Below are 9,470 nucleotides of genomic sequence, written 5' to 3' on the forward strand. Positions count from 1 at the left end.
CCAGATTGCGCGCGGCGGCGGTCATGCTCATGTCCCCATCATCTCTTTGGATATTGTCGACCATAATACGATATTAATGTCAACAAATGCTTGACGGATCGATTTTGCCGTGGCTTGATCAGTTTGTCCGATGGTCGACAATCTGAAAGAGCGCATCCGACAATAATCGCGAGCGGTAATGGTGGTGACAGACCGCCCCGCATCGCCATCCAGGGAGGGAGCACCATGCGACGGAAGAATCTTCGCGAAGCTTTTCTGGCGGGGGCGGCGATCGCCGCGTTGCTGGCGTCGCCCGCCATGGCGCAGGAGGCGCCGGCCGGGGAGGGGGCATCGGGCGACATCGTCGTCACCGGCACCCGCGTCGTCCGCGACGGCTATTTCGCGCCGACGCCCACTACCGTCGTCGGCGTCGCCGAGATTCAGAAATCGGCGCAGGTCCAGCTCGCCGACTATATCAACCAGCTTCCCCAGCTCTCCAACTCGCTGTCGCCGACCACCAACCGCAACGGTTCTTCGTCGGGCGCGAGCTTCCTCAACCTGCGCGGCCTGGGCATCAACCGCACGCTGGTGCTGCTCGACGGCCGTCGCGTCACCCCGTCCTCGCTGACCGGCAATGTCGACTTCGCGCTGCTGCCGCAGGCGCTGGTCCAGCGGGTCGACATCGTCACCGGCGGCGCCTCCTCGGCCTGGGGTTCGGACGCGGTCGCGGGCGTCGTAAACCTGGTGCTCGACCGCAGCTTCAAGGGGCTGAAGGGCGAGGTCGTCAACGGCATTTCGGGCCATGGCGACGGCGGCCAGTTCAAGGCCAATCTCAGCTTCGGCACGCCCTTCGCCGACGGGCGCGGCCACTTCATCGCCAGCGTCGAGCATAACGAGCTCAAGGATATCCCGCGCGCCGGATCGCGCGACTGGTACAAGGGCTGGAACATCGTCAACAACCCCGCCTATGTGGCAGGCGGATCGGCGCCGATGCGGCTGCTCGTGCCCAATGTCGGCCTGTCGCGCAGCACGCCGGGCGGCTTGATCTCGGCGGGTCCGCTGGCCGGCACCCAGTTCCTGGCGGGCGGCGAGCCGGCGCGGTTCAATCCCGGCTCGGTCAGCGGCCTGCTGTCCTATGGCGGCGACGGCTATCTCGCCGGGCAGGATCAGCAGCTGCTGACCCCGGTCAACTGGGACACCGTCTACGCTCGCGCCGAATATGAATTCTCGCCGGCCTTCACGCTGTTCGCCGACGGCAATTATGCGAAGGCCGATTCCTCTTATTCGGTGCGGCTGTACCAGCGCGACGGCAACATCACGATCAGGCGGCAGAACGCCTATCTCGATCCCGTCACCGCCGCGCGGATGGATGCGGCGGGGCTGACCAGCTTCCAGCTCGGCAAGCTCCACACCGACCTGCCGGTCGCCAAGGTCAAGAGCAGCCGCGAGCTGATCCGGGGCGTGATCGGCGCGACGGGCCAACTCGGCGGAAGCTGGTCCTACGACGCCTATTATCAATATGGCCGGACGCTGTTCGACACCGCCGCGATCAACAACGTCATCACCGCCAACTATAACAATGCGGTCGACGCGGTCGACCAGGGGCTGATCCAGACCGGCGTCGCCAACGGCAACATCGTCTGCCGGTCGAGCCTGACCAGTCCGGGCAATGGCTGCGTACCGTTCGACGTGTTCGGCACCGGCGGCGTCTCGCAGGCGGCCCAGGACTATATCTTCGGCGAGGCGACCCAGAGCACCGTCATCAAGCAGCAGGTCGCCGCCGCCAACCTGCGCGGCGAGCCGTTCAGCCTGTGGGCGGGGCCGGTGTCGGTCGCGCTCGGCGCCGAATGGCGCAAGGAGCAGTACAACGCCCGGCAGCCGGACGCGATCTCGCTGACCAACGGCTTCTTCCTAGGCAACTACAAGCCGTCGGCCGGCTCCTACAATGTCCGCGAAGGCTATTTCGAGGCGGTGGTGCCGCTGCTCGCCGACCTGCCCTTCGCCAAGCGGGTCGAGTTCGACGGCGCGGTCCGCTACACCGACTACAGCACCAGCGGCAGCATCGCGACCTGGAAGGCGGGCCTGTCCTGGGAGATCGACGACCAGCTTCGGCTGCGCGGGACCATCTCCCGCGACATCCGCGCGCCCAACCTGAACGAGCTGTTCCTGGCCAGCGCGTCGCTCAACTTCGCGATCGTCGATCCGGTCACCGGCACCAGCTATTCGGTGCGCCGCGTCACCGCCGGCAACCGCAACCTCGGCCCCGAGCGGGCGCTCACCAAGTCGGCGGGCATCGTCTACCGGCCGAACTGGTTCCCGGGCTTCTCCGCCTCGGTCGACGTCTACGACATCAAGATCGACGACGCGATCTTCACGCCGGACGGACAGGTCGTGCTCGACCAGTGCCAGGCGGGCGTCCAGCAGCTCTGCGGCGCGATCACCCGCGGTGCCGGCAACCTCGTCACCGAGATTCGGGTGCTGCCGCAGAACGTCCTGTCGGAACGGGCGCGCGGCCTCGACATCGACGCCTCCTATCGCCGTCCGCTCGGCGACGGCCAGCTCTCGATCCGCGCTCTGGCCAGCCATGTGTTCAAGCGCGAGGTCGACTCCTTCGGCACCTTCCTGCGCTATGACGGCGTGACCGGCGACGCGCTCGGCCTGCCCAAATGGCGCGCGCAGACCACCGTCACCTACGACCTGGGCGGCTTCTCGACGACGCTGACCGGCCGCTACGTCAGCGGCGGCGTCCTCAACAAGGCGTGGGGGCCGGCCGATATCGACGACAACAGCACTGCGAGCCGGACCTATTTCGACCTGTCGGCGAGCTACACCTTCTCGCGCACCCACGGGACCGAGATGCAGCTCTTCGGGGTGATCCAGAACGTGTTCGACAAGGACCCGGCGGTGTCGGTCGCGACCAGCGGCAACGCCTTCACCAGCACCGGCACCAACGCCAGCTTCTTCGACACGATCGGCCGGCAGTTCCGCGTCGGCGTCCGGTTCCGCCGGTGAAGCCCCGCTCGCTCGCGGTCGCGGCGGCCTGCGCGCTGCTGTCGACCCAGGTGTGGGGCCAAGCGAACCTCGAACGCTTCGCCGCGCCGCCGCCGACCGACGACGAGGTGATGCTGCAATCGGCCGACGAACTCGGCGAGCCCCGGCATTTCTGCGCCGACGTGCCGGGGTTCGGCGTGCTCAGCGCCGGCCTGACCGGCTGGGAACCGCGCTGGCCGCTGGAGGCGCACACGTGCAAGCTGGGCCTGCCCAAGTCGCACTATTTCTTCATCGACCAGCTCGTCTCGCGCAGCGCCTTCGCCGATCGTGGCCAGATTCGCTTCACCCGTTTCGATCTGTGCGCCGAGGTCCATCGCACCGGCGCGACGCCCGACGGCGTCGTCCGCGAGGATAGCTGGGTCGTGCTGGCCCCCTGTGGGGACAGTCCGCGCCAGCGTTTCCAGATGGCGGCACGTGGCGAGATCCGCTCGGCCCTCGATCCGGCCAAATGCCTGACCATCGGCCTGGAGGCACACGAGGCGGGCAACCGCGCGCCCGGCCAGCCCTGGCTCCAGCGGGCGCTGACCGTCAGCAGCTGCGCGCCGGCCGAGGCGCCGCGCCAGGCGTGGCGGCTGTCCGCGCCCGGCCCCGATCCTTCCTGAACCCACTTACGCCGCGATCACGAAAAGAGGGGAATGCATGATGAGATTGTTCGCCAAATTGGCCCTTGGCCTGGCCGCGTCCGCCGTCGCGACGGCCGGCGCGCAGGCCGCCCAGCTCGTCCAGGCGAGCCCCAGCGTCTGGTGGGTGAAGGGCGACCGCCCGGGCGCCGCGATATCGAGCGTGATCGTGACCAGGGACGGCCTGATCGTCATGGACGCGACCTGCCGGAGCGAAGGCACCGCGGTCTGGCTGAAGGGCGAGCTCAAGAAGCGCTTTAACCTGCCGGTCCGCTACGTGATCGAGAGCCACGACCATGAGGACCATATCTGCGACCTCGACGTGTTCGACGACACTGCCGTCACCATCGCCCATGACAAGAATCGCGAGGCGATCGTCCGCGAAGGGCGCAACACCTCGGTCCCCGACATCACCTTCAGCAAGGAGGCGACGATCTGGCTGGGCGGCAAGCAGGTCAAGCTGCTCTATTTCGGGCCGACCCACAGCGACAACCTGATCCAGGCCTATCTGCCCGACGAGAAGGTGCTGATCGCGCCCGACTTCATGCAGCGCGGCAAGGGGCTGATCCCCGACTTCCGCGACATGGACGTCGACAACATGCTGGAGACCTGGAACACCGTCTATCGCATGTATGACATCGACGTGATCATCAACGGTCACGGCGGCGTCTCGCCGAAGAGCGATATCCTCAACAACATCGAATATGTCACCGCGCTCCGCAAGGCGGTGCTCGACGAGATGGTGAAGGGCACGCCGCTGCCGAAGATCCTCGAAACCGTCACCATGCCCGAGTTCAAGGACTGGCGTGGCTATTCGATGTGGCTGAAGGCCGACATCGTGACGATGTGGGACTATCTCTACCGCAAGCGCGAGCCCAATGTCGGGCCGATGCACGGCGCCTGGCAGAATGTCGTCGACAAGATCATGAACGGCGCCGCCGAGGCCACCAACACCGCCAATCCCAACGCCGCCGAGGAATGATGCGGACGGGATGGGGGCGACGCCCCCGTCCCGACATTCAACGAGGGAAGGGAGAGGATATGAGCGAGCAGTCCCGATCGGTCCGCCGGGCGATCAATCCGCCGTCGATGCCGGCGGCGCCGGGATGGAGTCATGCGGTAGCCGCCGGCGGCTGGCTGTTCGGCAGCGGGCTGATGGCGACGGATTATCGCGATGGCCTGCGCGCCGAGGCGCGGACCGATCCCGATCGGCCCTGGTCGGCCGAGCCGCTCGATGTCGAATCGCGGCTGATCCTCGACGATCTCGGCGCGGTGCTGGCGGCGGCGGGGTGCGACCGGCGGCGCGACCTCGTCCGCGTCTGGCAATGGATTCGCGCCCGCTATCCCGAGGACGCGGCCTATGCGGCGGGGGAGGCGGCCTGGCCGGCCTTCCCGTCGGGAACGCCTTATGCCCGTAACCTCGGCGCGATGGTCGGCGATCCGCAGCGCTCGTCGACGGGTATCGGCGTGCGCCAGCTTCCGGTGCCCGAGGCGCTGCTGTCGGTCGACTTCATCGCGGTCGAGCCGCGTCCCGGCGTCGAGAAGCGCGGCTTCGCCATGCCCGACGACGTGCCGCAGCCCAAGATCGGCTATTCGCCCGCGACCCGGATCGGCGACTGGGTGTTCCTCGCCGGCTTCGGCGCGACCGACTTCAAGGGCGATTGGATGGCGACCGCGCATATGGGCCCGCGCGGCATGATCGCGCCCGAGGCACGCGTGAACCCCTATATCTGGCTGGGGTCGGAGATCGAGGCGCAGACCGACTATACGCTGCGCATGATGGCGCGGATGGCCGAGGCGGCCGGCACCAGCCTCGACCGCTGCGTCAAGGCAGACGTGACGGTGCGCCACCCGTCCGACGTCGCGGGGATGGAGCGGGTCTGGCGCCGCTATTTCCCCGACGATCCGCCTGCCCGCAACCTCGTCACCGGTGCCGAGCTGGTCATCAAGGGCACGCGGGTCGAGATCGCGATGCTGCTGCTCGCCGGCGATTCCGATCTGTCGCGGCGCGGCATCACCCTGGCGGACGGACCCGCGCCGCCCGGCCATGCCCCGCACGCCGTCCACGCCGGGGACTTCCTGTTCACCAGCGGGATGCTCGCGCTCGACGCGACCGGCAAGGTGCCCGCCCGCTGGCGCGCGGGCGCGGACGTGCCGCATTTCCGGTCGCCCGCGCGCGACCAGGCGACGGCGATCCTCGACACGCTGTCGCGCCTCTGCGCCGAGGTGGGGGCGTCGCTGGCCGATGTCTGCAAGGTGCAGGCCTTCCTCGACGACCTCGTCCATCTGCCCGAGATGCTTGGCGCCTGGCGCGAGGCTTTTCCCCATGAGCCGCCGGCGCTGTCTGCGGTCGCGATGGGCGGCGGCGACCCGCTGATCGCGCCCGGCGCGGTGATGCAATGGGACGCGATCGTCCACGTCCCCGCAGGAGACAGGACCGCATGACCGCCGCCCGCACATTCTGGATCTGCTTCGCCGTGGCGATGCTCGACGGCTTCGACACGCTGGTGATATCGTTCATCGCCCCCGCCTTCGCGGGCGAATGGGGGCTCGCCGAAGCGCAGGTCGGTCGCATCTTCGGCGCGGGCCTGGTCGGGGCCGCGATCGGCGCGGTCGGCGGCGGCGCGCTCGCCGACGCGATCGGTCACAGGCGGACCCTGCTCGGCTGCGTCACCCTGTTCGGGCTGCTGACCATGGGGTGCGCGATGGCGCCCGACATGGGGACGCTGATCCTGCTCCGCCTGCTCGCCGGGCTCGGTCTCGGCGGCGCGATCCCCGCCATCTCGGCGCTCGCCGCCGGCAGCGTCGGGCCGGACCGGCGCAGCGCGACCGTGACCCGCATGTTCCTCGGCTTTCCGCTCGGGGCGGTGGTCGGCGGCATGGTGGTCGCGGCGATGATCGGGCCGCTCGGCTGGCGCTCGGCGTTGTGGATGGGCGGCGCCCTCGCGCTGCTGCTGGTGCCGGTGGTTTTCGCCTGGATCGGCGATGCGCGGCCGGGGGCGCACCATGGCGACGCGGCGGATATGGCGGACGCGGCGCGCGAGCCGGTGCTCGGCGGCGGCCGCCGCACCGCCGCCCTGTCGCTGTTCGCCGCCGCCTTCCTGATCCTGCTGGTCGGCTATTTCCTCGTCTCCTGGGCGCCGACGATCCTGGTCCGCGCCGGCGCGACGCCCGAACGGGCGATCATCGGCGCGGTGCTGCTCAACGTCGGCGGGATCGTCGGCGCGCTGGCGCTGACCCGCTTCCTTGACCGGGTCGGCCCGTTCCGGGTCGCCGGCCTCGCCCTGCTGGTCGGGGCAGCCTTCACCGTCGCGCTCGGCGGGAACCTGCCCAGCGCGGTCGTCGCGACGCCCCTGCTGGTGCTGGCGGGCGCGGCGGTGATCGGCGCGCAGCTGACCCTGCCGTCGCTGGCGGCGGCGCTGTTCCCGCCCTCGGCGCGCGGCCGCGGCGTCGGCTTCACCATGGGCGTCGGCCGGCTCGGGTCGATCGCGGGGCCGTTGATCGGTGGCGAGATGCTCGGCGCCGGCCTGTCCGACCAGGCGCTGTTCGCCTGCGTGGCGGCGCCGGTGCTGCTCAGCGGGCTGATCCTCCGCTTCGCGGATGGCCGGCGGCCCGCCGCCGGTCAGGGATAGACCGGCACGGTCGGGCGGATCGGCTCGGGCTGGGGCTCGACCCGGTTCTCGATATGGCCGAGCCGTTCGATCTCGACCCGCACCACGTCGCCGGGCTTCAGATAGCAGGGCGGGTCCATCAGCCCGCCGACCCCGGCCGGCGTGCCCGTCGACAATATGTCGCCCGGTTCGAGGGTGAAGGCGCTGGTCAGCTCCTCGATCATGTCGCCGATCCGCGCGATCATGTCGCCGGTCGACCCGCTCTGGCGCAGCTCGCCGTTGACATGGGTGGTCAGGCGCAGCGCGTGGGGATCGGGGATCTCGTCCTTCGTGGTGAGCCAGGGCCCCATCGGCCCGTGGCTGTCGAACGACTTGCCGAGCATATGGGTCGGCGCGCGGAGCTGCCAGTCGCGCACCGACACGTCGTTGCAGACCAGGTAGCCGGCGACCACCGCCATTGCGTCGGCGGCTTTCACGCCGCGGCAGCGGCGGCCGATCACCACGCCCATCTCGCCCTCATAGTCGAGCTGGTCGGACAGGACCGGCTTCTCGATCGGCAGGTAAGGCCCGTTGATGCAGCTCGTCTGCTTGTTGAACCAGACCTGGGTCGGGCTGCGCACCATGCCGATCTTCGCCGTCTCGGCGAGGTGCGACGCATAGTTGCCGCCGAGCGACAGGAATTTGCGCGGGTTGGGGATCGGCGCGAGCAGCCGCACCGCGTCGAGCCGAAGCCGCGTCGTCGCGGCGGCGGTGAGCGCGCGCAACGCCGGTTCGAGCGCGTCGCCATGCGCGTCGAGCAGCGCGCGGACATGCAGCGGCGCGTGCGGCAGGATGGAGATGTCGACGATCTCCCTATCCTCGACCACACCATAGCCGACGCGGCCTCCATCCCGGAACGTGACGATCTTCATAGGAACTCCTTCGTGGAGGCGGCGCGCCTCCGCCGCCAAAAGTGGCATTGACCTTTTTGACGTTTATGTCCAAATTGATGAAATAGGTCAAATTGAAACAGCCGTCGGGATGACGGCCGGAGTCGAGGGAGAGTGGGATGGTTTACCTGCGCAACGCCTGGTATGTGGCGGCCTGGTCGGACGAGGTTTCCGACAATCTGCTGACCCGCAAGATCCTGAACGAACAGGTCCTGCTCTACCGGACCGAGGCGGGTGAGCTCGTCGCCACCGCCAACACCTGTCCGCATCGCTTCGCGCCGCTGCACCTGGGCAAGGTCGTCGGCGACGCGATCGAGTGCCCCTATCACGGCCTGCGCTTCAACGACGAAGGCCGCTGCGTCTTCAACCCCGACGGCGACGGCCGCATCCCCGCCGGCGCGCGCCTGCGCACCTATCCGGTCACCGAGCGGCTTGGCGCCGCCTGGATCTGGATGGGCGATCCGGCGCGGGCCGACCTGGCGATGATCCCCGACTTCGAGTTCCTCGAGGATCCGAGCTACCGCACCGTCAAGGGCGTGCTCCACGTCCGTGCCAATTATCGCTACATCAACGACAATCTGATGGACGAGGCGCATCTCCACATGGTCCATCACAATTCGCTGGCCTGCGACATGGTGCGCCGCGCGAAGACCGAGCTGGTGAAGGACGAGGGCGGCACGATCTGGGCCAATCGCTACGGCCGCGACGGCGCGCCGCCGGCGATCTTCGACATGATGTGGCGGATGACCCGCGGCGATTATGAAGGGACGATGGACCATTGGGTCGAAGGCGGCTGGAAGGCGCCCTGCTTCGTCCGCAACAACACCGGCGTCGTGCTCCACGGGCGCCCGCGCGAGGAGGGGCTGGAGACCAAGAACGCCCATCTCCTGACGCCGGAGACCGAGTCGACCACCCATTATTTCTGGGCGATCTGCCGCAACTTCAGGACCGACGACGCGGAGCTTGACGAGGGTATCCGCACCGGCACCGAATATGCCTTCGTCCATGAGGACGAGGTGATGCTCCACGCCGTGCAGGAGGCGATGGGCGATCGCGAATTCTGGTCGATGAAGCCGGCATTGCTCCAGGCCGACATCGGCGCGGTCGAGCTGCGCCGCACGCTCGACCGGATGATCGCCGCCGAACAGGCCGGACAGGACGCCGGACAGGCCGGTCGGCCGCAGCCCGCGCGCAGCGCGGAATCGGTCGGCTGAGCCGGCGACCCCGACCACTTTTTCCAGGAATGACGAACATGGCCATCCAGGTCGCCCGAGACCTTT

Annotated in this window: 7 protein-coding genes; 6 read left to right on the plus strand and 1 reads right to left on the minus strand. The window is 68.6% G+C overall.

Annotated features, from left to right (window positions below):
* The first annotated feature begins 225 nt into the window (after positions 1 to 225).
* Genes B5X82_RS25590 through B5X82_RS25610 form a run of 5 tightly spaced genes read left to right on the plus strand, consistent with a single transcriptional unit; the run spans position 226 to position 7,282 of the window.
* Positions 226 to 2,991, plus strand: coding sequence for a TonB-dependent receptor domain-containing protein (locus B5X82_RS25590; protein ID WP_079651157.1), 2,766 nt, complete (start codon positions 226 to 228; stop codon positions 2,989 to 2,991).
* Complete coding sequence (locus B5X82_RS25595) at positions 2,988 to 3,632, plus strand: RICIN domain-containing protein (RefSeq protein ID WP_079651158.1); 645 nt, start codon at positions 2,988 to 2,990, stop codon at positions 3,630 to 3,632. The genes B5X82_RS25590 and B5X82_RS25595 overlap by 4 nt, the downstream gene beginning before the upstream one ends.
* A gap of 37 nt (positions 3,633 to 3,669) precedes the next feature.
* Positions 3,670 to 4,632, plus strand: a complete 963-nt coding sequence (locus B5X82_RS25600) for an MBL fold metallo-hydrolase (protein WP_079651159.1) — start codon at positions 3,670 to 3,672, stop codon at positions 4,630 to 4,632.
* Between the two features lie 59 nt (positions 4,633 to 4,691).
* On the plus strand, positions 4,692 to 6,095 hold the full coding sequence (locus tag B5X82_RS25605; RefSeq protein ID WP_079651160.1) for a RidA family protein: 1,404 nt from the start codon (positions 4,692 to 4,694) through the stop codon (positions 6,093 to 6,095).
* Positions 6,092 to 7,282, plus strand: a complete 1,191-nt coding sequence (locus B5X82_RS25610) for an MFS transporter (protein WP_079651161.1) — start codon at positions 6,092 to 6,094, stop codon at positions 7,280 to 7,282. The genes B5X82_RS25605 and B5X82_RS25610 overlap by 4 nt, the downstream gene beginning before the upstream one ends.
* Here the strand turns inward: B5X82_RS25610 and B5X82_RS25615 are convergent.
* On the minus strand, positions 7,273 to 8,172 hold the full coding sequence (locus tag B5X82_RS25615) for a fumarylacetoacetate hydrolase family protein (RefSeq protein ID WP_079651162.1): 900 nt from the start codon (positions 8,170 to 8,172) through the stop codon (positions 7,273 to 7,275). The genes B5X82_RS25610 and B5X82_RS25615 overlap by 10 nt on opposite strands.
* Before the next feature lie 137 nt (positions 8,173 to 8,309).
* Between B5X82_RS25615 and B5X82_RS25620 the strand changes: the two genes are divergently transcribed.
* Positions 8,310 to 9,404 (plus strand): aromatic ring-hydroxylating dioxygenase subunit alpha, encoded by a 1,095-nt coding sequence (locus B5X82_RS25620; protein WP_079651163.1) that lies wholly within the window; start codon positions 8,310 to 8,312, stop codon positions 9,402 to 9,404.
* Positions 9,405 to 9,470 lie beyond the last annotated feature (66 nt).

This window comes from Rhizorhabdus histidinilytica, from assembly GCF_900167915.1.
GTDB classification, from domain to species: domain Bacteria; phylum Pseudomonadota; class Alphaproteobacteria; order Sphingomonadales; family Sphingomonadaceae; genus Rhizorhabdus; species Rhizorhabdus histidinilytica.

Coding starts and splice junctions, on each gene's coding strand:
- B5X82_RS25590 (WP_079651157.1), top strand. CDS start 226: ATGCGACGGAAGAATCTTCGCGAAGCTTTTCTGGCGGGGGCGGCGATC.
- B5X82_RS25600 (WP_079651159.1), top strand. CDS start 3,670: ATGATGAGATTGTTCGCCAAATTGGCCCTTGGCCTGGCCGCGTCCGCC.
- B5X82_RS25605 (WP_079651160.1), top strand. CDS start 4,692: ATGAGCGAGCAGTCCCGATCGGTCCGCCGGGCGATCAATCCGCCGTCG.
- B5X82_RS25610 (WP_079651161.1), top strand. CDS start 6,092: ATGACCGCCGCCCGCACATTCTGGATCTGCTTCGCCGTGGCGATGCTC.
- B5X82_RS25615 (WP_079651162.1), bottom strand. CDS start 8,172: ATGAAGATCGTCACGTTCCGGGATGGAGGCCGCGTCGGCTATGGTGTG.
- B5X82_RS25620 (WP_079651163.1), top strand. CDS start 8,310: ATGGTTTACCTGCGCAACGCCTGGTATGTGGCGGCCTGGTCGGACGAG.